General features: G+C 41.8%; 23 protein-coding genes and 1 pseudogene. 21 read left to right on the plus strand and 3 right to left on the minus strand.

Annotated elements, in window-relative coordinates; genetic code table 11:
* Positions 1–86: 86 nt before the first annotated feature.
* The 6 genes from ABS301_RS24530 (at position 87) to ABS301_RS24555 (ending at position 6,221) form a co-directional block, all read left to right on the plus strand.
* Positions 87–1,829 (plus strand): peptide ABC transporter substrate-binding protein, encoded by a 1,743-nt coding sequence (locus ABS301_RS24530; protein WP_349674682.1) that lies wholly within the window; start codon positions 87–89, stop codon positions 1,827–1,829.
* 83 nt (positions 1,830–1,912) lie between these two features.
* Complete coding sequence (locus tag ABS301_RS24535; protein ID WP_349674683.1) at positions 1,913–2,872, plus strand: ABC transporter permease; 960 nt, start codon at positions 1,913–1,915, stop codon at positions 2,870–2,872.
* A gap of 17 nt (positions 2,873–2,889) precedes the next feature.
* Positions 2,890–3,807: an ABC transporter permease gene (locus ABS301_RS24540; protein WP_349674684.1), complete on the plus strand. Its 918-nt coding sequence runs from the start codon at positions 2,890–2,892 to the stop codon at positions 3,805–3,807.
* A gap of 12 nt (positions 3,808–3,819) precedes the next feature.
* Entirely contained in the window at positions 3,820–4,890 is a 1,071-nt protein-coding gene (locus ABS301_RS24545; RefSeq protein WP_349674685.1) for an ABC transporter ATP-binding protein, read from the plus strand.
* Between the two features lies 1 nt (position 4,891).
* Positions 4,892–5,857 (plus strand): ABC transporter ATP-binding protein, encoded by a 966-nt coding sequence (locus tag ABS301_RS24550; RefSeq protein ID WP_349674686.1) that lies wholly within the window; start codon positions 4,892–4,894, stop codon positions 5,855–5,857.
* Positions 5,858–5,864: 7 nt separating this feature from the next.
* On the plus strand, positions 5,865–6,221 hold the full coding sequence (locus tag ABS301_RS24555) for a hypothetical protein (RefSeq protein WP_349674687.1): 357 nt from the start codon (positions 5,865–5,867) through the stop codon (positions 6,219–6,221).
* 71 nt (positions 6,222–6,292) lie between these two features.
* On the opposite strand, the gene ABS301_RS24560 is transcribed toward ABS301_RS24555, so the two are convergent.
* Positions 6,293–7,654, minus strand: a complete 1,362-nt coding sequence (locus ABS301_RS24560; RefSeq protein ID WP_349674688.1) for an MATE family efflux transporter — start codon at positions 7,652–7,654, stop codon at positions 6,293–6,295.
* Positions 7,655–8,020: 366 nt separating this feature from the next.
* Between ABS301_RS24560 and ABS301_RS24565 the strand changes: the two genes are divergently transcribed.
* The 10 genes from ABS301_RS24565 to ABS301_RS24610 all read left to right on the plus strand — a co-directional run bounded on the left by ABS301_RS24565 (position 8,021) and on the right by ABS301_RS24610 (position 20,505).
* The gene (locus ABS301_RS24565) at positions 8,021–9,844 is read left to right on the plus strand and encodes a sensor histidine kinase (protein WP_349674689.1); all 1,824 of its coding nucleotides are present in this window, start codon (positions 8,021–8,023) and stop codon (positions 9,842–9,844) included.
* Positions 9,819–11,456, plus strand: coding sequence for a response regulator transcription factor (locus ABS301_RS24570; RefSeq protein ID WP_349674690.1), 1,638 nt, complete (start codon positions 9,819–9,821; stop codon positions 11,454–11,456). Before ABS301_RS24565 ends, ABS301_RS24570 begins: the two co-directional genes overlap by 26 nt.
* 206 nt (positions 11,457–11,662) lie before the next feature.
* Positions 11,663–13,060, plus strand: a complete 1,398-nt coding sequence (locus ABS301_RS24575; protein WP_349674691.1) for an ABC transporter substrate-binding protein — start codon at positions 11,663–11,665, stop codon at positions 13,058–13,060.
* Positions 13,061–13,139: 79 nt separating this feature from the next.
* Positions 13,140–14,036, plus strand: coding sequence for a carbohydrate ABC transporter permease (locus ABS301_RS24580; protein WP_349674692.1), 897 nt, complete (start codon positions 13,140–13,142; stop codon positions 14,034–14,036).
* A gap of 98 nt (positions 14,037–14,134) precedes the next feature.
* Entirely contained in the window at positions 14,135–14,986 is an 852-nt protein-coding gene (locus ABS301_RS24585) for a carbohydrate ABC transporter permease (protein WP_349674693.1), read from the plus strand.
* A gap of 10 nt (positions 14,987–14,996) precedes the next feature.
* Positions 14,997–16,280: an FAD-dependent oxidoreductase gene (locus tag ABS301_RS24590; RefSeq protein ID WP_349674694.1), complete on the plus strand. Its 1,284-nt coding sequence runs from the start codon at positions 14,997–14,999 to the stop codon at positions 16,278–16,280.
* On the plus strand, positions 16,277–18,028 hold the full coding sequence (locus ABS301_RS24595; protein ID WP_349674695.1) for an FAD-dependent oxidoreductase: 1,752 nt from the start codon (positions 16,277–16,279) through the stop codon (positions 18,026–18,028). The genes ABS301_RS24590 and ABS301_RS24595 overlap by 4 nt, the downstream gene beginning before the upstream one ends.
* Positions 18,029–18,216: 188 nt before the next feature.
* Positions 18,217–18,696, plus strand: a complete 480-nt coding sequence (locus ABS301_RS24600; protein WP_349674696.1) for a MarR family winged helix-turn-helix transcriptional regulator — start codon at positions 18,217–18,219, stop codon at positions 18,694–18,696.
* Positions 18,671–19,687 carry a pirin family protein gene (locus tag ABS301_RS24605; protein WP_349674697.1) on the plus strand — a complete coding sequence of 339 codons (1,017 nt, stop codon included), beginning with the start codon at positions 18,671–18,673 and terminating at the stop codon, positions 19,685–19,687. Before ABS301_RS24600 ends, ABS301_RS24605 begins: the two co-directional genes overlap by 26 nt.
* A gap of 200 nt (positions 19,688–19,887) precedes the next feature.
* Positions 19,888–20,505: a helix-turn-helix domain-containing protein gene (locus tag ABS301_RS24610; protein ID WP_349674698.1), complete on the plus strand. Its 618-nt coding sequence runs from the start codon at positions 19,888–19,890 to the stop codon at positions 20,503–20,505.
* Between the two features lie 113 nt (positions 20,506–20,618).
* Here the strand turns inward: ABS301_RS24610 and ABS301_RS24615 are convergent, their stop codons facing one another.
* Positions 20,619–21,416 carry an ABC transporter permease gene (locus ABS301_RS24615; RefSeq protein WP_349674699.1) on the minus strand — a complete coding sequence of 266 codons (798 nt, stop codon included), beginning with the start codon at positions 21,414–21,416 and terminating at the stop codon, positions 20,619–20,621.
* Complete coding sequence (locus ABS301_RS24620) at positions 21,409–22,176, minus strand: ABC transporter ATP-binding protein (protein ID WP_349674700.1); 768 nt, start codon at positions 22,174–22,176, stop codon at positions 21,409–21,411. The genes ABS301_RS24615 and ABS301_RS24620 overlap by 8 nt, the downstream gene beginning before the upstream one ends.
* A gap of 266 nt (positions 22,177–22,442) precedes the next feature.
* Here ABS301_RS24620 and rimP point away from each other — a divergent pair, with 266 nt between their 5' ends.
* The 5 genes and pseudogenes from rimP to ABS301_RS24645 form a co-directional block, all read left to right on the plus strand.
* Positions 22,443–22,910, plus strand: a complete 468-nt coding sequence (gene rimP / locus ABS301_RS24625; RefSeq protein WP_349674701.1) for a ribosome maturation factor RimP — start codon at positions 22,443–22,445, stop codon at positions 22,908–22,910.
* A gap of 29 nt (positions 22,911–22,939) precedes the next feature.
* The gene (nusA, locus tag ABS301_RS24630; RefSeq protein WP_349674702.1) at positions 22,940–24,094 is read left to right on the plus strand and encodes a transcription termination factor NusA; all 1,155 of its coding nucleotides are present in this window, start codon (positions 22,940–22,942) and stop codon (positions 24,092–24,094) included.
* 21 nt (positions 24,095–24,115) lie between these two features.
* On the plus strand, positions 24,116–24,385 hold the full coding sequence (gene rnpM, locus ABS301_RS24635) for an RNase P modulator RnpM (RefSeq protein ID WP_104435550.1): 270 nt from the start codon (positions 24,116–24,118) through the stop codon (positions 24,383–24,385).
* Positions 24,378–24,710, plus strand: a pseudogene (locus tag ABS301_RS24640) (L7Ae/L30e/S12e/Gadd45 family ribosomal protein); the annotation flags it as partial. The gene rnpM and the pseudogene ABS301_RS24640, both read left to right, overlap by 8 nt.
* 52 nt (positions 24,711–24,762) lie before the next feature.
* Positions 24,763–25,460, plus strand: a 698-nt coding sequence (locus ABS301_RS24645) for a translation initiation factor IF-2 N-terminal domain-containing protein (protein WP_349674703.1), incomplete at its 3' end; no start/stop codon positions are given.

The following is a 25,460-nucleotide window of genomic DNA, read 5'->3' on the forward strand; positions in this document are numbered from 1 at the left end:
AATCCCATAGATGCCAAAAGGCAATATGGGAGTACATAAACGTATCATCAAATATTATAAAAGTGAAACGAAAGGGATGAATATTAATGAAATCAAAAAAAATTTTAAGTATGTTAATTGTATCAGGTCTGGTTGTCTCCAGTCTGGCTGGCTGCGGCGGCTCAGCTGGCAAATCCACGGGCGGGAATACTACAGAAACTCAGAAAACAGCACAAAGTGATAAAAAAGGACCTAATGGAGAGACACTGGCATCCGAACAGGTTGCGCATGGTCAGCAGTTTAATGTGATTACTTTTGATACGGCACAGGTAGGAGATACGGAGTCAGGTTCATTTTTCTTAGCAACCGGTGAAGGCTTATTCCGAGAGAATAAAGGTGTGATTGAAAATGCAGGCTGTGAAAAATATGAGGTTTCAGATGATGGTCTTACCTATACATTTCATTTAAGAAAAAACAAATGGTCAGACGGGGTAGAAGTAGTTGCCAGCCAGTATAAAGATGCGGTAGAACGAGTGCTGAATGCTGATTTGGCATGTGCCTATTCATTCTTCGCATTTCCAATTAAAAATGCAGAGAAATTCTACAACAAAGAATGTGGCTTTGACCAGGTGGGTGTGGAGGCTGTAGATGATTACACTTTAAAATTTACGCTTGAAGCACCAGAACCTTATTTTGTTGACAAATTATCTTATACCGTGTTTTATCCGATCCGCGTAGATAATATTGAAAAATATGGTGATACATATGGTACCGATGCAATGCAGACCTTATCCTGCGGCCCTTATATGGTACAGGAATATACAGCCAATCAGAGCACTGTTCTGGTAAAAAATCCAGAGTATTGGGATGCAGAACATGTTTACTTGGATCAGGTTGATCTGCAGCAGGTTGATGAAACCGCGACCCAGTTCCAGTTATTTGAAGCAGGCCAGTTAGATTATGTATCAGCTTCCGGTGACTATTTGAAAAAATGGGATCAGGCAGCAAGTGAAGGCAAATGTCAGCTTTATACAGACGGAGATGTTGCTTCCCAATATTTTGAATTTAATACACAGGAGTCATGTCCAAGCGGTTTAATGCAGAATGCAAAAATTAGAAAAGCAGTTGCTTATACATTTGACAGTCAGACATTTATTGATTCTGTTTACAACAGCAGATATACAGCTGCTTATGGGCTTGTAACACCGAATATTAAAGTCGGAGACAAAGAATATCGTTCGGAAGTGACAGAACCGATTAAAGAAGAATATAGTGAATATGCGAATAATCCGGAGAAGTTAAAAGCGTTATTCCATGAAGGATTAAAGGAACTCGGAAAAGACACCGATGATTTAAGCACCATCACATTTCAATTCTTAGGTTATGGCGAAACAACCATTGAAAAAGACATTGAACAATATGTAGTTCAGCGGATTCAGGATAATTTAGGTGTGAAAGTAAATTTAAATATTGTGGGTGACTTTGGTCTTGCACATGCTGCGCAGGTTGCTGGTGAGTTTGACTTATGTATGCAGGTATGGGGAGCAGATTACAATGATCCCATGACATTTATTGATATCTTCAGAACTGGCGGAAGCAGTAACTACGGTAAATACTCAAGTGAGAAATATGATCAGGTTCTGGATCAGCTATCAAAAGAGCAGGACAATGATAAACGTATCAAACTGTATGGAGATGCAGAGAGCATTCTGATCAAGGATGATGCAGCAATTAAACCTCTTCTTTATCGCGACAAACACAGTTATATAAACAATCGTCTTCATGGTTTCCAATACCCTGTTTTCGGTGGAAAGCATGAATTCAAATATGCTTACATTGTGGAAGAATAAATAGATTTAAAGGTCATACCACATGGCGCATCACTATACGGGGGTGTGCTGTGTGGTATACTTTATAGATTAGGAGAATGAAAATGGTCAAATACATCATCCGAAGAGTATTGGAAATGCTGATTACCCTGTTTTTAATCGTGACAGCCACTTTCTTTTTACTGTCCGCAATTCCTGGAAATGCGCTGACTTCCAAAATCGCCAAATTGCCAAAGACGGTGCAGACTAAGATTATAGAAAAATATGGATATGATAAACCAGTTGCAGAGCGTTATGTAATTACCATGAAAGGGCTGCTGATTAATGGCGATTTCGGAGAATCCATTATCAGACCAGGCGAAACATTTGCCAAGAATTTAAAGCTTAAACTTCCGGTAACAATCAGGCTCAGTGTTCAGCAGATTTTATTAGGTGTGACGTTAGGCATTTTATTGGGAATTATCGCAGCTATGAAGAGGGGAACTTTCTGGGACAAGCTGATCTTAGTGGGGGCCATGGTTTTAGTATCCATGCCTTCGCTGGTTATCTCACTTTTACTTCAAAAATATTGTGCAAACGGATCGTTCCTGAAATTGCCTATTATTGGCTGGCCGAAAGGAAAAGAATTATGGTTCGGAGGCTGGAAATACACAATCCTTCCAACCATTGCGGGTTCCTGCAGTTTCATCGCCTATTATTCAAGACTTACCAAAACCAGTATGCTGGAAAGTATCAATCAGGAATATACCCTTACAGCCAGATCAAAAGGTCTTTCTGAACTGCAGATTGTAAAAAATCATGTGATACGTAATTCATTTATTCCAATTATTACTGTACTGCCGACTACGGTAGCAGGTATTTTAACTGGTTCTCTGTTTATTGAACGCGTTTTCTCCATTCCGGGTATGGGACGATACTATATAGAAGCTGTTCAGGGAAGAGATATTCCCATTGTCCTGGCAGGAACAACATTTTATGCCATTATTACGGTTATAACAATGCTGGTAACAGATATTTTATATGTTATTGTGGATCCCCGTATTAAAATCGGTGTTTCGAAATAACGGAAAGGAGAAATAAAATGAATTCAATGGTAGATAAAAGATTTGAACTCGCCGACCAGTCCAAGCTTGATGCTGACGAGGTCGTAAGACCGAATATCAGTTACTGGCAGGATGCGTGGCGAAGATTAAAGAAGAATAAATTAGCCCTGTTATCAATGGGCGTACTCCTCATTCTTTTTGTCATGTCTGTAATCGGACCTGCCATAAGCGGTCAGAATTATACAACATTAGTGCCGGAAATTAAAAATTTACCGCCTGACAGTACCTATTGGCTGGGAACTGATTATTTAGGAAGAGACCTTTTTTCCCGTTTATGGAAAGGTTTAAGATTTTCCATTATTGTTGCTGTGGTTGCAGCAAGTCTTAAGGTGCTGATCGGTTGTATTTATGGAGCTGTTATGGCATACCTGGGCGGTCTTGTAGATGATATTATGATGCGTATTGTAGAGGTATTAAACAGTATTCCTTATCTTATCGTTACTTTAATTATTTTAGTTGTACTGGGGAATGGTTATTTACCCTTATTATTTGCATTATGTATCACAAACTGGACAAGTACAGCCCGTATGGTAAGAGGCCAGATTTTAAAGCTTCGGGAAAGCGAATACATCATGGCATCAGCAGCTTTGGGAGCATCGTCTGGAAGAGTAATTATCAAACATTTAATTCCAAATACACTGAGTTTGTTAATACTGGATCTGGCGACATCCATTCCTTATATTATTTTTGACGAGACTGTGCTTTCTTTCCTGGGAATCGGCCTTCAGCCCCCTGCATTCAGTTTGGGAACACTGCTTTCAGCAGGTCAGGAGGCCATGGCTTTTTATCCTGCTCATTTATTATATCCTAGTATACTTTTATGTTTACTTGTATTGTCATTTAATATTTTAGGCGACGGTTTAAGGGATGCACTTGATCCACAGCTTAGAGACTAGGAGGAAATCAGGATGAGTCAGGAACCCTTATTAAAAGTGGAAGATTTAAAAGTTTCTTTTCATACCTATGCAGGAGAAGTGCAGGCGGTAAGAGGTGTATCCTTTGATGTAAAAGCAGGAGAAGTATTAGCCATCATCGGAGAATCAGGCTGTGGTAAAAGTGTTACCTCCAGAGCGATCATGTCTCTTGTCAGAGGCCCTCAGGGGGAAATTAAAAAGGGAAGTAAAATTCTCTATGAAGGAAATAACATATTAGAAATGAATAAAAAGGAGCAAAGAGCCTTTCGTGGCGGTGAATGCTCCATGATTTTTCAGGATGCCTTAGTTTCGTTAAACCCAACCATGAAAATCGGAAAACAGATTATTGAAAATATAGTACAGCATAAAAAGATAAGCAAAAAAGAAGCCAGACAGGAAGCCATTCAGTTATTAGAAGCAGTGGGTATTCCTAATCCAGAAAAGAGAATTGACCAGTTTCCATTTGAATTTTCCGGCGGTATGCGGCAAAGGGCTATGATTGCCATTGCGATTGCCTGTAACCCTAAGATTTTGATTGCAGATGAGCCCACCACAGCTCTTGATGTGACGATTCAGGCACAGATTATGGAGCTGATTAAAAGTCTGAAAGAGAAACGAAATACGGCAGTGATTCTAATTACCCATGATTTTGGAGTCGTGGCAGGTTCTGCGAATAAAGTTGCCGTTATGTATGCGGGACAGGTGATTGAAAGCGGGTCAAGAGATGAGATTTTCTACAATCCACAGCATCCATACACCTTAGCGCTTCTTGGCAGTGTCCCAAAATTGGAGTGGGCTAATAAACAGCTGTTACAGACAATTAAAGGAACGCCACCAGATCTTATTTCTCCGCCAAAAGGTTGTGCATTTGCAAAGCGCTGCAATTACTGTATGAATGTCTGCCTGGAAGAGATGCCTGGGACTACTGATTTTGAAGCTGGTCATTATACCCGTTGCTGGCTGCATGAACAGGAAGTACCAGAGTCTGTTAAAAAAATGTTCTACGATGACAGAAAGATCATAACTGATAACGAAAATGGTGTTGCAGCAGTTGAGGGTGAATAAAATGAGTAGTCACGATATTTTAGAAGTAAAACATTTAAAAAAATATTTTAATGTGGGAAAGCATGATCTTTTAAAGGCGGTAGATGATGTTTCTTTCACCATAAAAGAAGGTGAGACCTTAGGCCTTGTGGGTGAATCCGGCTGTGGTAAGACAACCTGCGGCCGTACGGTTGTTGGAATGTACCGCGCAACAGATGGAGAAGTATACTATAAGGGACAAAATGTACATAAATTAAAAGGCAAAGAAAAAAAGGCATTTAACAAAGAAGTCCAGATTATTTTTCAGGACCCTTATGCGTCTTTAGATCCCAGAATGACCGTTGCGGAAATCATTGGGGAAGGGATTGAAATCCATGAACTGGCTAAAACAAAACAGGAAAAAGACGAAAAGATCGCTCATCTGCTGGAATTAGTGGGTTTGAATAAAGAACATGCCAACCGCTTTATCCATGAATTTTCAGGTGGTCAGAGGCAAAGGATCGGAATTGCAAGAGCACTTGCTGTTGAACCTAAATTTATTATGTGTGACGAGCCTATTTCAGCACTAGATGTATCCATTCAGGCACAGATTGCCAATATGCTGATTCAATTTCAGAAAGAAATGAAGCTCACCTATCTGTTTATTGCCCATGATCTTGCAATGGTAAAGCATATTTCAGACCGCATTGCCGTGATGTATCTGGGCTCGATAGTGGAGCTTGCAGATTCGGAGATTCTTTACCGTCATCCGTTTCATCCTTATACGGAGGCATTAATGTCAGCGATACCCATTGCTGATCCTAAAATTGAGGATTCCAGACAGAGAATTATGTTAGAAGGTGATGTACCAAGTCCCATTAACACACCGCCAGGCTGTAAATTCCAGGGCAGATGCCGGAAAGCGACTGAACAGTGTAAATGTGATGCACCTGAATTAACAGAAGTAGAACCGGGGCATTTTGTCGCCTGTCACTTATATAATAAATAGGTTGAATATGATGGAACGTTTAAAGACAGTGGGATTGGATTTTTATAAATGCCTGAAGTACAGCAGTATCATCAGCGGCATCTTAGTGGTGGTGGTTGGTGTAAGCAGTTTTATCATTTCAAAAGGAAATTTGATTGCTGCTCTGGAAAGTATGAAGGCAATTCTGTTTGCTGCCGGAAGCATGGGACTTATTATGGGGGCAGTGTCAATCTTAAGAAAAGACCGGGAAAATGAAAAAGACTGGTTGGAGTGGAAAAAGAGATTTAAGATATTTTCTTACAGAGTAACCATTAGCGTTATGAGTATTATTATTTTGTTATACGGTTGCATAATAGATGAGCTATTGTTTATGCTAAATCATTAATCATTTGATTGAATAGGCGCTTTGCGGTATTTTTTTAATGCTGCAAAGCGCCTTTTGTCAATTTATAATTATCAGTAGTTTATGTCGGATACCCATTTCACCCTTAATATGAGGATTGTGGTAATAAGAGCAGCCATGTAATTGGAAAACAGGTTCCCCCAGAATACTGAATAAAAGCCCAGAACATGTTCGGTTGCCAGGATAAATATGTAACGCAGAAGCCATACCCTCAGGAGGCTGATAAAGAGCGTGATCCTGGTTTTCCCCAGGCCGATAAAAGCGCCCTGCTGAACCATACAGATACCAAAGCCGATTACGGAGTAGGTATAAATATGAAGTGCCTGGTTTGCAACAGCCAGAACAGAAGCATCTCTGGTAAACAGCACCGTAAGTTTAGATGATAATGGGACCACCAGAGCGATTAAAAGTGCAGCAGTAATCGCACTTATGATAGAACCATCAAAACAGGCTTTTTTTGCTTTCTCCGGCTGCTTGGCACCGATATTCATACTGACCATGGTGGTCACTGCGGAACCAAAAGAGGATGGCAGTATGAAACATATGGATGTGATGTTATTAGCAATTCCCTGCCCGTTTAAAACAACAGCCCCGTACTTTTCCACTTCATTATTGATCAGGAAGAAGCCCAGGTTGAGCATCAGACTGGAAAGCATGGCGGGAAAGCCGATTCGCAGTAAGGTGTGAATGATGGACCAGTCAAACCGGAAGCCGGTCAGGATAAAGCGTTCTCCAGTTTTTTTGATGAACAATTCAAAATACATCCATCCCGTAATTAAAAAATTGGATGCCAGGGAAGCCATGACAGAGCCTACAAGACCCCAGCGGAAAACTGCAATAAAGAGGCCGTTGAAAATAATTTTTAAAATCAGCATGATCACCATCCGGACAAATGTATCCTCCGGCCTGCCATTGGCATTTTTTATGGAGTTATAGATTGATTCCATAAAGGAAAACGGTGTCACACAGGCGTTCAATGCAAGATAAAGGAATACATTGTGGGATATTTCTTTATTTACATGGGCGGATATGGGAAATGCAAGGCCAACCAAAATAGGTGCGAGGAAAAAGCCCAGTAAAAAAGTAAATACGATGATCTGAGTGGAAATCTTCCGGCTGTTTTTAAAGTCACCGTTTCCATTGGACTGGCCGATAATGGCCATACCGGCCACGCTCACTCCCTGCGCCAGGGCAGAGACCATGTTTACAATAGGGGTGCAGTAGGTGACGGCACTTGCCGCACTGGTTCCTACCAGATTGTTAAGGAACAAGCCATCGATAACTGGTATTGCGGATTGGATGAGACCCATCATCAGGGTGGGAATGGAAAGAAATAAAATGGTTCCAAAGACGGAGCCGTTGAGAATGAGATCCCGCCGCTGCTCGGTGCTTTGCTTTAAAAAGTTTGAATTCATGTCGGTTCACCTGATTTAGTAGATTTGCGGTAGAGTTTTCGGTCAGTACCGTACAAAATTAAAATATACTCTTGGGGGATTGGAAAGTCAAACGAAAACTAATACTTTTTTTAAGGGGCGTGTATTTGAGGCAGTTTTTCTTTGCGATTATATTAAAATTGTATTAAATGCACATATAATTTTAATATAATTAAAAAATAGATTACAATAATTACAATAAAATAAATAAAAGAAATTTTTATATATAAAAAATGCCTGTCTTTTCAGGAAAAGAAATCTCTGATATAATAAAAAATGCCATATATCGGGAAATATAACACCGGCTGCATGGAAATTTATTATAACAAACTGGAAAGAGGATAAGGGATGAAAAAATCTTCGAAATTATCAGTTCGTATGTTTCTTCTCCTTCTGATGTGCGTAGTCATGCCTCTGGCAGGGCTTTGCTTTTATGTGCGTGCCAGTATGGAACATTTTATTCAGGAAAAACTGAGTGAAAAAGTCATTCAGAACATTTCCAGAGGAGAACGTAATATCTGTGATAATTTACAGGATATAGCTGCGTTAACGAATGTGTTTGTATATGACGAGGAGCTGCAAAGGCGCATAACTGATTCAAATACCTCAGAATACGACAATACGAAGTACTTTGACCAGATGGTACATAAGCTGAGCATAGCCAGTGGATTTGATTTTGTTCAGGATATGAAGATTCTGCTGTTTGACAATTATGGCAGGATCTACTCCAATTGGAGCATGAATTATCAGGATTATCAGTTTCTTCTGGATCAGGATTGGGTAAAGAAGAGCAGGGAGAATGATGGACATATTGTATGGTCAATGTTTAATCCTGCCTATATCGTTGGTGAACAGAAAAATCAGACCTATATTTCTCTGGCTAAATCCCTTCTTAAGGACTATACCACGGGAAGTGTGATAGGAACTCTTATCATCAGCATTGACCAGAAAAAATTCAGCGACCTATTGATGGAATACGCTTATGCGGGTGATATTGCGTATGTCTGCGTGGGAGAAGGAACCATACTTTTGCAAAATGACATTAGTGGAGTTGTTCGTGCGGAGGATTTAAGTTATCTATACCGAGAGACGGTGGAGAAAAAAAGCGGGAGTTTACGGTATCATACTGGTGAAGGAAATTACCTGATCAGTTATTATACCATACCGAAGCCATGGGTGTTTAATGATCAGCAGATGAAGGTCTTTCATTTCACCAACTACCAGGAAGTGACCAATCAAATGGAAATGATCCGGTTTCGGATGAACATGATACTCCTGATTGTCTTATGTGCGCTAGTACTAATCCTGTACATATCTATCAAGATGATGGTGAAACCCATTGTTAAGCTTAGTGGTCAGATGGAAAATTATAAACTAAATATGGATTTGGAGGATATTGATATGGAGCGGTCCGATGAGATCGGCCGGTTAAACCGTTCCTTTCGGCAAATGTCTGTCAACATCAGCGGTTTATTTGAACAGCTTAAAAATGAGCACGAGGTAAAGGAAAAGTACCGATATGATTTCCTACGTGCTCAGCTGAATCCTCATTTTTTATTTAATACATTATCAACGATTCGTTGGATGGCAATTATAAGGGGTGCGGATAATATTGTGGACGGCATTGATGCTCTGGCTTATATCTTAAAATACAGCATGAGCAGGGAAAACTGCATGGTAACAGTGTCGGAAGAGGTAGAAAATATCAAAAACTATCTTTATATCCAGAACTGCCGCTATGGAAACCACTGCAGACTGGAGATTGATCTGGAGGATAATATTCTGAATTTAAAGACAGCTAAATTTATCCTCCAGCCTATTGTGGAGAATGCTATTATCCATGGATATGACAAGGATAGAGAGGAAATTCTGATACGGATTTACGGTTTTACGGAGGAGGGCAGCCTTAATATCTATGTTGAGGATGACGGAGTGGGTATTTCTCCCAATATTATCAGGCAGTTTGAGGCATCCAGAATGGATCGGGTAAAGGAGAGCAAGCTGACAGGAATCGGAATTACAAATGTAGACGAGTATATCCGGATTACATTTGGTAATCAGTATGGACTGACCATAGAAAATCTTAAAACCAGGGGGACGGTGGTATTGTTCACTCTTCCGGTAATCAGAGAGGAGAAAACAGGGCATGAAGAAAGTAATGATTGTGGATGATGAAGTTTTAGTGCGCCTGGGAATCCAGTCATTAATTCGATGGGAAAACTATGGATACCAGATTGTTTGTGATGCATCCGATGGGGAAGAAGCACTTCAAAAGATCAGACAGTATCAGCCGGATATCGTTCTCACAGATTTAAAAATGAGCCCAGTGGATGGTTTTGAACTGATCTCAGAGTGCAGGGAAAAATATCCAAATATCCAGTTTATTGTCTTAAGCAGCTATAATGATTTTGACAATGTGAGAACTGCCATGAAAATAGGGGCATTTGATTATGTTTTTAAATTGACAGTGAAGCCAGAGGAACTGTTGAAAATTATGAACGAGGCCACCTCTCACGGTAAGGGGACGGAGATGGCACAGGAAGCCTCTTCCCTATCGGAAAGGAATTTAGAAGTTATAAAAAGGGGACTGTTTAAAAGAATTATGAACTCAGAAACTTTTTTAAATAAAAACCTGGAAGAATTGATAAAACTACCCCTGACTATAAGTTTTGACCGACCCTTCTACATTCTCTCTGTTACCATCGATGATTTTAATGTGGTAAGAAAAAAAGGAGATTTCATGGATTTGGAGCTTTTGATATTTACCATGGATAATATTCTTGGAGAGCTGTTTGGGCGTCATCACAGGTCTGAGGTGTTTCAATATGGAGAATACGATTTTGCTGTAGCTGTAAACCGGGAAGAAAAACAGGATTATGAGACCTTTTTTACGGAAATGGAAAAGGAGTTTTGTATCTTTGTCAACTGCTCCAGGCAATATTACGGTCTTGAGGTGAGTGGTGCGTTAAGCACAGAATGTCTGGGAATCCAAGATCTAAAAAATGCTATTACCCAGAACCGTGAAACGCTGAAGATGCGTTTTTTTTCAGAATCAGGAAAGCTCCACTTATATGAAGCGAATAGCAGGGAAATAGTCGTTTTGCCTTCTGAGTATGACAACTCAGCCTTGGAAAGCTTGGCAGCAGAACACGACTTTTATGGAATCAGAAAATTTATGGAGGGACTTTTTTGCTTTCTAAAAGAAAAGAATCGCTGGGAGCCGGAAGAAATCCGCTATCTGTTGAGAAAATCCTATGGAACCCTGTCCGCAGTCTTTGCCCGTGGCAGAGTTGATATTGATATGTTTTTGGATAGAAATGGAATGAATATGGAAGCTTCTATCAGTGATTATACATATCTGGAAAAAATCAGGCAATCTGTCTTAGAACTTGTGGAACTGTACAAAAAAGAGTATGAATCAAATAGCGGCAGGATTTTGAGAAAAGAGGTTGCCGAAGCAAAGAACTTTGTAAGAAGGCATATGAAGGAAGAGTTGCAGGTGGCAGATATTGCGGCCTTGGTGAATATGAGTGGGAGTTATTTTTCCCATGTATTTAAAAAGGAGGAAGGTATCAGTTTTTTGGAATATGTTTACCGGATTCGAATGGAACATGCCAGATACTTACTGGAAAGCAGCGATTTAAAGGTTAATGAGATTGCGGACGAAGTTGGTATCGTTAATCCCAATTATTTTAGTACTCAGTTTAAAAAGAGTGTGGGACAGTCCCCTCTGGAATACCGCCAGGCTCAATTAAATAAAACAGAAGAAAATAGCAGGATGTGAAAGAAAAACAGCAGGATTTTAGAGCATTGACAAAAATAAAAGGTTAAGGATCGGAAAATCGAAAAAATTGGGAGAAAGACAGCAGGCGGGGGGATATCTCTTACCTGCTATTTTTGTTATAGTATAGACAGCTGTTACAGTTTGGTCGTGTCAATATTATTCAGTAGATGGGGGCAAACTGCAATTAATTATTGGAGGAAGGTATAATGAGAAAATGGAAGAAATTAGGGGCCTTATGTATGGCTTCTCTCATGGCAGTGTCAGTGATGACAGGTTGCCAGGGTAGTCAGAAAACGCAGCAGGTAACCACGTCGGCAGATACTGTAAAAACGGAGGGAGCTAAGACGGAGGGGGAAAAGACTGATAACCCAGCCCCCGTGATTTTGCGGATGTGGGGAGGTGTTCCGGCGGAAGCTGGTCCTCAGGCAGTTTGTGATAACTTCAACCAGCTCTATAAGGACAAGGGGATACAGGTTGAGTATGAACGATTTGTAAATGATGATACAGGAAATTTAAAACTGGAGACAAATCTTCTCTCAGGAGATGGAGTAGATCTTTATATGACCTACAGTACCGATGCTCTCACAAAGCGGGCGGAAGGAAACATGGCACTTGATCTTTCAAAGCTGATCGCCCGGGATAATTTCCAGCTGACAAACTATTTTGGAACTTTGGCTGAGGCATATTACATTGATGGGAAACCCTATTCCATTCCGACAAAGCTTGATCAGTATGGAATTGTATTAAACCAAGATATGTTTGAAGCAGCGGGAATAGAAATTCCTGCGGAATGGACTTTTGATGAATTCAGAGAGATTGCCAAAAAGCTTACTCATGGAGACGGGCAGGATAAGGTATATGGTATGTTCTGGAATTCCCAACAGGATTTGACTTACCTTTTTACCTATCTGGTCGCCCAGACCAATGGTGGGGATCCTATGTATAAAAATGACAAGGAAACCAGCTTTAACGACCCAGTGGTGATTAAATCCGTCGAGTTGATTAATAACATGATGAATGTAGATAAAACATCCCCTACACATACGGATTCTGTGACCCAGAAACTATCACAGGAAAGCATGTTTTTAACAGGAAGATCTGCCATGACGGTGGGCCCATGGATTGTAAGAAGCATAAAAGACCAGGCCAGTTATCCTCATGAATTTAAGACGGCCTTTGCTCCATATCCGGTGGTAGAGAAGGGACAGAGAAAGTACACACAAGGAGGTTATGGAGATCATTTATGCATTAATCCCAAGTCACAAAATATTGATGCAGCATGGGAGTTTGCAAAGTGGTATGCGACAAAAGGAATGCTTCCTGTGGTAGAAGGCGGACGGGTACCTGCTTCAAATACCTATAATGCTCTTGAAGTAACAGAGGCCTTTGTTATGGGTGCTGAGGATTATCTGGATGCAGAAACTACACAGAAGATCCTCATAACACCAGCCGATAATTACGCAGTTCCCTCTATTACGAATCATATTGCGGAGGTAAAGAAAATAGCAGTTGAAGAATTGGAAGGGATCTTTATCGGAAAGCAGACGGTTGAAGACGGCATGAAAAAGGCCAAAGCAAGGGCAGATGAGCTTTTGCAAAAATAATCAGAGACGAGATTCCCGGAGCTGCCCAAAATGAGGCGGTAGCTCCGGGAAAATAAAAAGAGAGGAGGGAATCATTGAAATGATAAAAATCAAACTAAGTAAACAGTTAAAAATAGATTTGACAGGCTATGCTTTCATATTGCCCAATATCATCGGTGTATGTCTTTTTACCTTGTTTCCTATGATTTTTTCCCTGATTATCAGCTTTACGGACTGGGATTATACGAAAGGAATTGGAAACTGGAACTTTATTGGTCTTACGAATTTTGCTGAAATGTGGCAGGATGAATGGTTTACCAGTTCTCTGATTAACACCATAATTTTTGCGGTGGGAGTGGTGCCAGTGACGGTATTTCTAGCACTGATACTAGCGGTCATCATTGATAAATACTGCGTTGCCAGACTTCCCATGAGGCTGGCGCTTTTTATGCCTTATATCTCTAATATTGTGGCAGTTGCAATAGTATGGGTGATGATGTATTCTCCCTGGGGGCCATTTACACAGCTGGTAAAGCTCTTTGGCATGGAGAATCCTCCCCAGTGGCTTGGAAATACAACATGGGCCCTTCCGGCTCTGATGCTAATGACCGTATGGTCCGGAGTGGGTTATTCAAATATGATCTATACGTCGGCACTTCAAGGACTTCCTCAGGATGTTTATGAAGCTGCGGACATTGACGGAGCTAATGAAATTCAGAAGTTTTTTAGACTTACGATTCCGTTTCTGTCACCAACCACCTTTTTCTTAATTATCACTACATTTATCACTTCCTTCCAGGTGTTTGCTCCTATACAGATTATGACAAGGGGCGGCCCAGGAACGGCTACCAATGTGCTGGTATACTATATTTACACCTCAGCCTTTACTTTCTATAAAATGGGATATGCCTCCGCCATGTCATGGATATTATTTTTAATTCTTTTTGGCATAACAATGTTCCAATGGGCAGGGCAGAAAAAATGGGTCAGTTATTAAAGGATGCCCAAAGGTATGGGCAATAAAGAGGAAACACCCTGCGGGTATCCCTATATGCCCAAAGGTATGGGCAATAAAGAGGAAAGGAGGAGGATGAAATGAAGAATTACAGACGGATTATCTTAAAGGTTTTGTTTACCGCAGTCATAGGGGCTCTGGCTTTCTCCATGATAACACCGTTTTTATGGATGATTTCGGCATCAATGAAGCTTCCTATGGATGTGATGAAGCTGCCGATTGAATGGATACCAAAGTATTTTTATCCGGATAACTATAAGAAAGTGTGGAATGTAGGTGGGTTGGCAGCAAGGGATTATCATTTTGGTCTTGCATACTGGAATTCCATAAAGATTGCAGCAATTAATTTAACGGGATCTGTGCTTACCAGTACACTGGCAGGGTATGCTTTTGCCAAAATAAAGTTCAGAGGGCGAAACGCTCTATTTCTGATTTACCTTGCTACCATGATGATCCCCAGCCAGGTAACGCTAATTCCCAAGTTTGTTATGTTTAACAAAATGGGGCTGACAGGAACCCACTTAACCCTTATTTTGCCGGGACTGATTACCATAACAGGCACATTTCTTATGCGTCAGTATTTTATGCAGATTCCGGATGAACTGAGGGAGTCTGCAAGGGTGGATGGTGCCCATGAGTTTCTCATTTGGCTAAAGATTATGGTGCCAATTGCCAAGCCTAACATGGCATCTCTGGCTATGGTTGTGTTCCTTTGGAACTGGAACAGTTATTTGGAACCTCTGGTGTTTTTAAGCGATTGGAGGTTGTATACAATTCCCATTGCCCTGACAAATTTTATTGAAGAAAGCGTGACGGAATATAATTTGGTCATGGCAGCGGCAGCCTCTGCCCTGGTTCCAGCTTTCCTCGTATTTTTACTTGGGCAGAAATTTCTTGTCAAGGGTCTGGTGGCCGGCGCGGTGAAAGGTTAAGGTTGATAATATGAAATACATAATAGAAAACGAGAGAAAAATACCAGTAGTACGTGAAGTGGATGTGTTGGTACTGGGCGGTGGTCCAGCCGGAATTGGTGCGGCGGTTGCAGCAGCAAGGGAAGGCGCTGTAACTATGCTGGCAGAACAGACGGGAGATGTAGGAGGAATTGCAACAACGGGTCTTATGAGTCACTGGACGGGAAAAACAGAAGGGGGACTTTATGAAGAAATTCTAAGCCGTTCCGCAGAATTAACAGGAGAAGGACGGCAGATAATTAATCCGGAGCGTTTAAAAACAATTTTCCTGCGCATGCTTACGGAGGCAGGAGTTTACCTCCGGCTGTACTCTTTTGCCAGCGATGTCATTATGAATGATCATGTGATTCAGGGAGTCGTTCTGGAAAGCAAATCCGGCAGGGAGGCTGTACTTGCAAAGATCGTCATTGATGCCACTGGTGATGGAGATATTGCTGCCAAGGCAGGCGCACCTTATTTTAAAGGCAGAGAAAGCGACGGGCTTATGCAGCCGGCTACGATTATGTTTAAGGTGGCTGGCGTAGATGAGGAAAGAGCCGTTTTTCCAGGTGGCTTTGAAGAAACCTTTTCCCTCCCTGACGGGGATTTACAGGAGCTTGGGAAAAAACATCTGCCAGGTCCTGCGGGACATGTGCTCTTATATAGAACAACGATACCAGGAATTGTGACCTGTAATATGACCAACTGCACTGGGGTCGACGGAACAAATGTGGAGGATCTTACTAAAGCAACACTGGTCTGCAGAGAGCAGATGGATGATATTGTTGCTTTTCTTAAAAGATATGTTCCTGGTTTTGAAAATTGCTATATTATCAGCTCTGCTTCTCTGATGGGAATTCGGGAAACCAGGCATTTTAAGGGGGAGGAGACCATAACAGAGCAGGATATTTTAGAGGCCAGGGTATTTGATAACTGGGTGGTAACAAAGGCAAACTTTAATTTTGATGTACACAATTTAACAGGAAACGGTCTTGATGAAACCGGCTGTCAAAAACATTTTCCACAGATAAACGGATATACCATTCCTTACGGTTGTTTTGTGCCTTTGAAAATTGATAATCTATATCTGGCGGGAAGAAATATTTCAGGAACCCACATGGCGCATTCCAATTATCGCGTCATGCCTATTTGCGTCAACATGGGTCAGGCGGTAGGAATTGCCGCATCCATATGTGCAGCTTCCAAAGTGGTTCCCAGATTTCTTGAAGTAAAAAAAGTACAAAACCGTCTAATGGAACTGGGGGTGAGACCGTGATAGTCTGCCATTATGATTTTGTAGTAGTGGGAGGCGGCATGTCTGGCGTCTGTGCAGCTATAGCCGCCGCCAGAAGAGGAGTGAAAACGGCTTTGGTTCATAACAGGCCAGTGTTGGGAGGAAATGCCAGTTCTGAGATACGGATGCATATCTGTGGCGCTGATCATCATATGTCAGCTCCTAATGCAAGAGAAACTGGAATTCTGGAAGAGATACTTTTAGAAAACAAGCGCAGAAACCCGGAAATGGTATATCCTATTTTTGATTCGGTTCTATGGGAAAAGGTTCATTATCAGAAAAATCTCACTCTTTATTTAAACACTCATATGACTGAGGTTCTATGTGATGGTGACAGGATTGAAGCAATATGCGCCCTGCAAATGACAACGGAAAAATCCTTCTGTATTTACGGCAACTTTTTTTTAGATGCGACTGGAGATGGTGTTCTGGGAGCAAAAGCCGGAGCGGAATATCGGATCGGCAGAGAGAACAGTTCTCAATATGGAGAGTCCCTGGCACCGGAAAAAGCAGATCCTTATACCATGGGGAATTCTCTTATGTTCAAAGCCAGAGACATGGGTCATGAGGTGCCCTTTATAAAACCCTTCTGGGCTAATACTTATACAGAAGAGCAGCTTAGGCTTCGGGACCACAGTGACGTTACTTCCGGTTATTGGTGGATTGAGTTGGGAGGTGGAGAGCGTGATGTCATCTCCCATGGGGAAGAACTTCGTGATGAACTGCTTAAAGCTGTATTTGGTGTGTGGGATCATATTAAAAACGGCGGGGAACACGGAGCGGAAAAAATGGAATTAGAATGGGTGGGCTTTCTGCCTGGAAAAAGGGAAAGTCGACGGCTTATCGGCGATTATGTTCTGACAGAAAAAGATTGTCTGGAAGGCACCCGGTTTGAAGATGCCGTAGCCTACGGAGGGTGGCCCATGGACATCCATACGGTGGAAGGCTTTTTGAATGAGAGCGACGTACCTACAGTCTGGAACCAGGTTAACGGCATATATTCAATTCCTTATCGTTGCCTGTATTCAAGAAATATCCGGAATTTGTTTTTGGGAGGCAGGGCTATCAGTTGTTCCCACGTGGCATTTTCCTCTACAAGGGTCATGGGAACCTGTGCGGTAGTAGGTCAGGCGGCTGGTACAGCTGCTTCCATGGCAGTAACAAGAAATATGGAGCCAAGAAAACTTCTGGATTATGTGGGAGAACTACAGCAGGAACTTCTAAAAGATGACTGCTATATCCCCTTTGTTGTTAACAAAGATCCTGCTGACTATGCCAGACGGGCGGTGGTAACAGCTGACAGCCACATTCCGGGATGCGATCCAAAAAAAGTGATAAACGGAGTGGCAAGAACGGTGGAGGAAGAGTCAAACTGCTGGCGGGCACTTATAGAGAGCCATCCATCTATTCTTCTTTCTCTTCCAGAGAAGATGCCCATCCGGGAAATTCGTCTCACTCTGGATTCTAATTTAAGCAAAGAAATTACTCCGTCCATAAACCAGAGTGTTCTGTCCAGGCAGAAGTCCGGGCCGCCACAGGAGCTTTTAAAGGAATATGAAGTGAATATTCTCCTAAATGGAAAGGTTGTGAAGCATATGACCGCCCAGTCTTATGGACAGAGGCTCCAATGCCTTTTCCCTGGTAGAACAGATGGAGATGCTGTACAAATCAACGCGATTTCCACATACGGCAGCAGAGAGACAACAATTTTTGAAGTGAGAATTTATTAACTAAAAATAAGCTGTGCCTTCTTCAGGAAAAAAGATTCCAGGAGAAGGCTTTTTTGTGCGGCAGTAGAAATGTCCCCCCTGTTATCTATGCCGGTTCACAACATGGAGTACTCCGTTTCTGGATAATTATAAAAATAAGTATAGGAAACACCATTGACATTATTACTAATTAGTGATATATTAAAACTATGAAAAAGAACACTATATCTTATGGAAAAGAAAACGATACCAATTTAAAAGCATTTATTGGACTTAGCAGAACAACCCAGGCACTTCACAGAAGAGCGGGTGCCATTTTTAGCCAGGGTGGTCTTACATCAGCGCAGTTTGCTGTGCTTGAGGCATTGTACCACAAAGGCGATTTAACAATTAACGAGATTATCGACAGTATACTTTCTACCTCCGGAAATATGACGGTGGTAATTAACAACTTAAAAAAAGATGCCATGATAGAAAGACATCCCAATCCAAATGATAAACGGTCCTGTATTATTGCAATCACGCAGAAGGGGAGAGATAAAATTGAAGAGATCTTCCCCAGGCATGTGGAAGATTTAGCAGAGAGTTTCACCGGACTGAATGAAGAGGAAAAGGAAATGTTAGTGCATCTGTTAAAAAAAATAAACACAAGGAGTGAATCAAATGAGCAAAAAAATAAAGGCAATTGAAAAAATAGGATTTCAATGGGGAATGGACAGTCCGTTTCTGGCATGTATGCATCATAAGGATCAATTCCCGGCAGGGAATGAAGTACAGGGACCTGCGGTTTCTTTAGCAGGTAGAAATATGGGGAATGATTTTTCCGGAAAGGACGGCTTTAGTATGTATCACGGAGAAAAGGTTCCTGGATTTCCAGTCCACCCACACCGTGGTTTTGAGACAGTTACCGTTGTACTGGAAGGAATTGTTGACCACTTTGATTCCAAGGGAGCAGAAGGACGTTATGGAAATGGAGATGTCCAGTGGCTGACTACCGGAGCAGGATGCCAGCATGTGGAGATGTTCCCGCTGATTCATCAGGACCAGGAAAATCCATTGGAGCTATTTCAAATCTGGCTGAATTTACCAGCGAAGAGTAAATTTGCAGACCCGGATTATAAGATGCTCTGGGCAGAAGAGATTCCCGTGATCAGGCATACCAATGAAAAGGGAAAGACAGCGACCATCCGATTAATTGCCGGAAAATATGAAGACAAAAATAGCCTGGAGCCAACGAAAGATTCATGGGCAGCAAGAGAAGAAAATCATGTGGGAATCCAGCTTGTCACACTGGAGCCTGAGGCAGAGTTTCAAATTGCTGCAGGTTCTAAGACCTTAAACCGTAACCTTTATTTCTATAAGGGAAGCAGTTCCATCATCATAGATGATAAGAATATTGATCCTTCCACCCGGATCAAACTTTCAGGAGAAGATCAGATTACGGTGGTGAATGGAGATACTACCAGTTATCTTTTACTCCTGGAAGGAGAACCGATTAATGAACCAGTTGCGCAATTTGGACCCTTTGTTATGAATTCAGAGCAGGAAATACGTAAGGCATATGAGGATTATCAGAGAACACAGTTCGGAGGCTGGCCATGGCATGATGATGAGCCGGTTCATGAAAGGGAGATGGGAAGATTTGCCCGTTATCCAGATGGAAGTGTGGTAAAAAGGTAAAGGTTGTCAGATAGATAGTAGGAGCGTTTACAGTACATGATTCATATACTGCGGACGCTCCTTTAATCAGGTGAAAAAGTTATAATCTGATTTTTTGCAACTACTGGTTGCGTAAAAGAGCTTCCCGGTTAATGGCTATTCTATATTGTATCTGCTAAAATGAAACTATCAAATTTATTGCGTAGTAAAAAGGAGTTATCATGAAATTATCTGAGAAAATCCAATATTTACGAAAAGAGAATAGCTTTACACAAGAACAATTAGCGGAGCAATGCAATGTGAGCAGGCAGGCAATTACTAAGTGGGAATCAGATATTTCCATACCGGAAACGGAAAAAATAATTCTTTTAAGCAGATTATTCAAGGTTTCCATTGATGTTTTGTTGAGAGATGAGATTGATATTGATGGGGTAAAAGAAGTTTCCTGCTGTGGAAAGAGTCTGGAAATAAATAATAATAGTGGATTATACGAAGGCGTTTTAATTAAGGAAAGTATTACCGACGAAAACATTCTTGACCTGATGGAAATAAAAAAAGTAGAGTTATGGAAGACTGGAGGAAAAACAAAATACTGGACTGTATTGTACTTTTTCTCAAAACACAAATATTTTCCCGAAGAAATTTCAAAGGTGATGAAATCAGGTGATATATCAAACGAGAACTGGTTTGCAGATTTCAAGACTGATGGAATTAAGTATATCGTTTTCAAAAACCTGATATTAAATTACAGAATTGGGAATCAGGAAGAAAAACGGTTAGTATGTGAGCGCTGCAGGGAGTTAGGAATTCCGGATAATCAAATGCAATGGTCCGAATAAATATATAATAGTATTTTCTATTTTAAGTCTCTGAACCTTAGGCAAAAATTTTAGGAGTATTTACCAAATGAAAATCACTATTTGGTAAATACTCCTTTTTGATAACTTTACATTTAAAACTTAATCCTCTTCTCCAACAACGAAATCCCCTGATACAAAATTGCCGATACAATACACAGAATAACAATGGACATTACCACAAGATCCATCTTAAACACCTGGCTGCCATAAATAATTAAATATCCCAGCCCCTTATTGGCTGCCAGGAACTCTCCAATAATTACCCCAACCAGACAAAGTCCGATATTTACCTTCATATTACTAATAATAAGGGGCACAGATCCCGGAAGCAGTACTTTTAACAGCACATCCTTTTTAGTCCCCCCCAGGGAATAAATCAACTTAATCTTATCCGGATCTGTCTGTGAGAATCCAGTATGGAGTGTCATGATGCACCCAAATACAGCCACTGAGATGGAAGCAACAATAATCGTCTTGATATTATTGCCCAGCCATACGATCAATATAGGGGCAAGCGCTGATTTGGGAAGACTGTTTAACATCACGAGATACGGCTCAAGAACTTCCGAAATGCTGCGGCTCGACCAGAGGAGAACGGCAATCAGGAAGCCGCACACAACCACCAGCACGAAGCTGACCAGTGTTTCCATGACGGTGACTCCGATGTGCATGAAGATACTTTGATCCTTTACCATTTCAAGAAAGCAGATGGTGACTCTGGAGGGGGAGCTGAAGATAAAGTCATTGATGATGCCCAGTCTGGCACATAACTCCCAAACAGAAAGCAGAAGAACCAGAAGCATGAAGCGCCATACTCTTACGTTTCTGCGGTGCAGTTTCTCTTTTTCAATAAATGCCTGCTGAGCTAACGTAGGGTGTGTCTCAATCATGATTTTGCAGCTCCTTCCATACCTGATTAAAATAAACGGAGAATTCCGGCATATTTCTTCGGTCCAGAGGCCGGATGTTCTCACTGCCGAAGGAGATGGGAACAACAGCCTTGATTCTTCCAGGTCTCTTTGTCAGTACGATCACCCGGTCTGCCACACTGATGGCTTCAGAAAGGTCATGGGTAATCAGAATAGCAGTTTTATGAGTACTTTTTATGATCGTACTGATATCGTCACAGACGGAGAGTCTGGTCTGATAGTCTAAAGCGGAGAATGGTTCATCTAATAATAGAAGGTCCGGCTCCAGTGCCAGGGTGCGAACCAGGGCAGCACGCTGGCGCATACCGCCGGACAATTCGGACGGTCTTGCATTTTCAAAACTGCCAAGACCGTAAGTATGAAGCATATTATGAAGCTTCTCTCTGGAACTGCCGTTTCGTTTCTTCTGAATTTCCAGCCCAAGCTCGGCATTTCCCATTATGGTGCGCCATTCAAAGAGGTGGTCACGCTGCAGCATGTAGCCTATATTAACGCCTGATTGGGATTTTGGTACGCCGTCAATTAAAATGTCGCCTTCATCCGGAATCAGAAGTCCGCATAAAAGTGATAACAGGGTCGATTTCCCGCAGCCGGATGGACCGACTACAGCAAGGAATTCCCCGTTGTCAGCAGTAAAGGATATATTGGAAAGGGCCAGTGTCTCACCCTCAAGGGAATGATAGGAGTAACTGAGCCCGGAAACTTCCAGTTTTGGTTTCATGGGTCCTCCTTATTTGACAGAATTAACTCTGATATAGTGTTATAATATGTACTAAGAAAGGGAGTGTGAAGAAAACTTTGTCCTCTCTCGTAATCGAAACAATTTAAGAAATTCAAATAATAGACTGAAATATCAGAAAAAACCAGAAAAACCCTTGCAATGCCAGGAAAAGGGTGTTATACTATTCAAGATAACAAGCATGTTTGACTGATAGAGAGTGGGCGGAAGTCCACTCTTTCCATTTTGTTTGGAAAGGTGGGAAGAAAATGGCTAAAAGAGAAGAGTATGAGGCAAAGACAGAAAGCTTTTTAATGCCCCTTATGAAAGAGAACAATTTCGAACTGGTTGACGTGGAATATGTAAAAGAAGCTGGAAACTGGTATTTACGGGCTTATATTGATAAAGAAGGCGGAATTACAGTTGATGACTGTGAAATTATAAGCAGAAAGCTGGGAGACTGGCTGGATGAAAAAGATTTAATTGCAGACAGCTACATTCTGGAGGTCAGTTCCCCGGGACTTGGCAGACCCTTAAAAAAAGATAAGGATTTTAACAGAAGCATCGGAGAAGATGTGGATATTAAACTGTATAAGCCTTTGAACAAACAAAAGGACTTCACTGGTACGCTGATATCCTATGACAAGGACACTGTAACCATTGCCCAGGAAGATGGAGCAGAGCTTACGCTCAACCGACCGGAGATCGCACTGATCCGGCTGGCATTTGATTTCTAAACAGTAAGAGATATTAGGAGGATAAAAAAATGAATAAGGAACTGTTAGAAGCACTGAATATTCTGGAAAAGGAGAACAGTATCAGCAAGGAGACCCTGTTGGAAGCAATTGAGAATTCTCTCCTTACTGCTTGCAAGAACCACTTCGGAAAAGCGGATAATATTAAAGTCAGCATCAACCGCGATACCTGTGATTTTAACGTTTCTGCAGAAAAAGAAGTGGTGGAGACAGTTGAAGATCCTCTGCTGCAGATCAGCCTGGCAGATGCAAAGATGACAGATCCCAAATACGATCTCGGAGATGTGATTCATTGTCCTATAGACTCGAAAAAGTTTGGAAGAATTGCCACACAGAATGCGAAGAACGTGATTCTGCAGAAGATCCGCGAAGAAGGCAGAAAATCATTGTTTAATGACTGGTACTGTCAGGAGCGGGAAGTCGTTACTGGTATTGTACAGAGATATCTGGGAAGAAACGTCAGTATCAACTTAGGCAAGGTAGACGCCATTTTAAATGAAACGGAGATGGTAAAGGGAGAAGTATTCAAGGCGACAGAGCGAATCAAGGTTTTAGTTCTGGAAGTAAAGGATACACCCAAGGGACCAAGAATTTCTGTATCAAGAACTCATCCGGATCTGGTAAAACGTCTGTTTGAGTCTGAAGTAACGGAAGTAAAGGATGGTACGGTAGAGATTAAGGCAATCGCAAGAGAAGCCGGCTCCAGAACCAAGATCGCCGTAAAATCCAACGACACCAATGTTGATCCGGTAGGCGCATGCGTTGGCTTAAACGGAGCAAGAGTGAATTCCATTGTAAACGAATTAAGGGGAGAAAAAATCGATATTATTAACTGGGATGACAATCCAGCTTACTTAATTGAGAATGCACTCAGCCCGGCAAAAGTAATCTGCGTTGTGGCTGACGAAGTATCCAAAGAGGCACAGGTAATTGTACCGGATTATCAGCTGTCACTGGCAATTGGTAAAGAAGGTCAGAATGCAAGACTTGCAGCAAGGCTTACTGGCTACAAGATTGATATTAAGAGTGAAACACAGGCAAGAGAACTTGGTCTTTTTGAAGAACTTGGTCTGGAATATCAGGACAGTGCAAACAACAGCAGTGCCTTTGAGGAGTTACAAGGCGATTATCAGGAAGAAGAGTCCGAAAACAGCTACCAGGAATAATAATTAGGATGTGATGGAGACGTGAGTACAAAAAAGGTACCGCTCAGACAGTGTATCGGCTGCGGTGAGATGAAAAATAAAAAAGAGATGATACGTGTTTTAAAAACTTCGGAAGACAGCTTTGTTCTTGATGGAACCGGGCGTAAGAATGGACGGGGAGCTTATTTATGCCCATCTATGGAATGCTTCAAAAAAGCGGTAAAGAGTAAGGGATTGGAGCGTTCCTTTAAAATGTCGATTCCAAAAGAAGTTTACGAAGCGTTGGAAAGGGAGATGGAGCAGTTTGGATAACAGACAGAAAATTCTGAATCTGATCGGGCTTGCAACGAAAGCCGGAAAGATTTCAAGCGGAGAGTTCATGACTGAGAAATCCGTTAAGGCAGGAAAAGCATCGTTAGTGATCGTTTCTGAGGAAGCCTCAGACAATACAAGGAAGATGTTTACCAATACGTGTACTTACTATAAGGTACCAATTTATTTCTTTGGAAGAAAAGAAGAACTGGGTCACGCTATGGGTAAGGAGATGAGGGCGTCTCTTGCTGTCGTGGATCATGGGTTTGCAAAGGCAATCGAGAAACTAATGAATACAAATGCAGGTAGTGAGTGTGAGAATGAGCCTTCACATCTACCAGTATGTGCTGCAGAATGTGCACAGAATGGAGGAAAGCATGAGAGTTTATGATCTGGCAAAAGAACTGGGAAAAGACACGAGTAAGGAGATACTGGACATATTGGAAAAACATAATATAAATTTAAAAAGCTCTTCAAATATCACCGATGAACAGGCATCAATTGTAAAAAAAGAAGTAGGCGGCGCAGGAAGGGGAACTTCACCTGCACGTCCTGAAACCCCAAGCGGTGATGATTCAGAAGCACCAAAGAAAAAAATTGCGGCTGTATTCAGACCGCAGAATGCGCAGATGAAACCACAGGGTCAGGGAACATCAAGACCTGCACAGAAGCCTGCACAGAATATGGGACAGAGAGATGACATGCAGAAAAAGAGCGAACAGACATCAGAGAGTACAGTAAGAGATCATAGTACAGCACCACGTGAAGAAAGACCACAGGGCGGCTATCAGGGAAATCGTGAAGAAAGACCGGAGGGTCAGGGCGGCTACCAGGGAAACAGACCTCAGGGTCAGGGCGGCTACCAGGGAAACAGACCCCAGGGTCAGGGCGGCTACCAGGGAAACAGACCCCAGGGCCAGGGTGGTTACCAGGGAAATCGTGAAGGAAGACCCCAGGGACAGGGCGGTTACCAGGGAAATCGTGAAGGAAGACCCCAGGGACAGGGCGGTTACCAGGGAAACAGACCTCAGGGTCAGGGCGGCTACCAGGGAAACAGACCCCAGGGTCAGGGCGG

The sequence above is a fragment of the Lacrimispora sp. genome, from assembly GCF_031982545.1.
In the GTDB taxonomy this organism is placed as follows: Bacteria; Bacillota; Clostridia; order Lachnospirales; family Lachnospiraceae; genus Lacrimispora.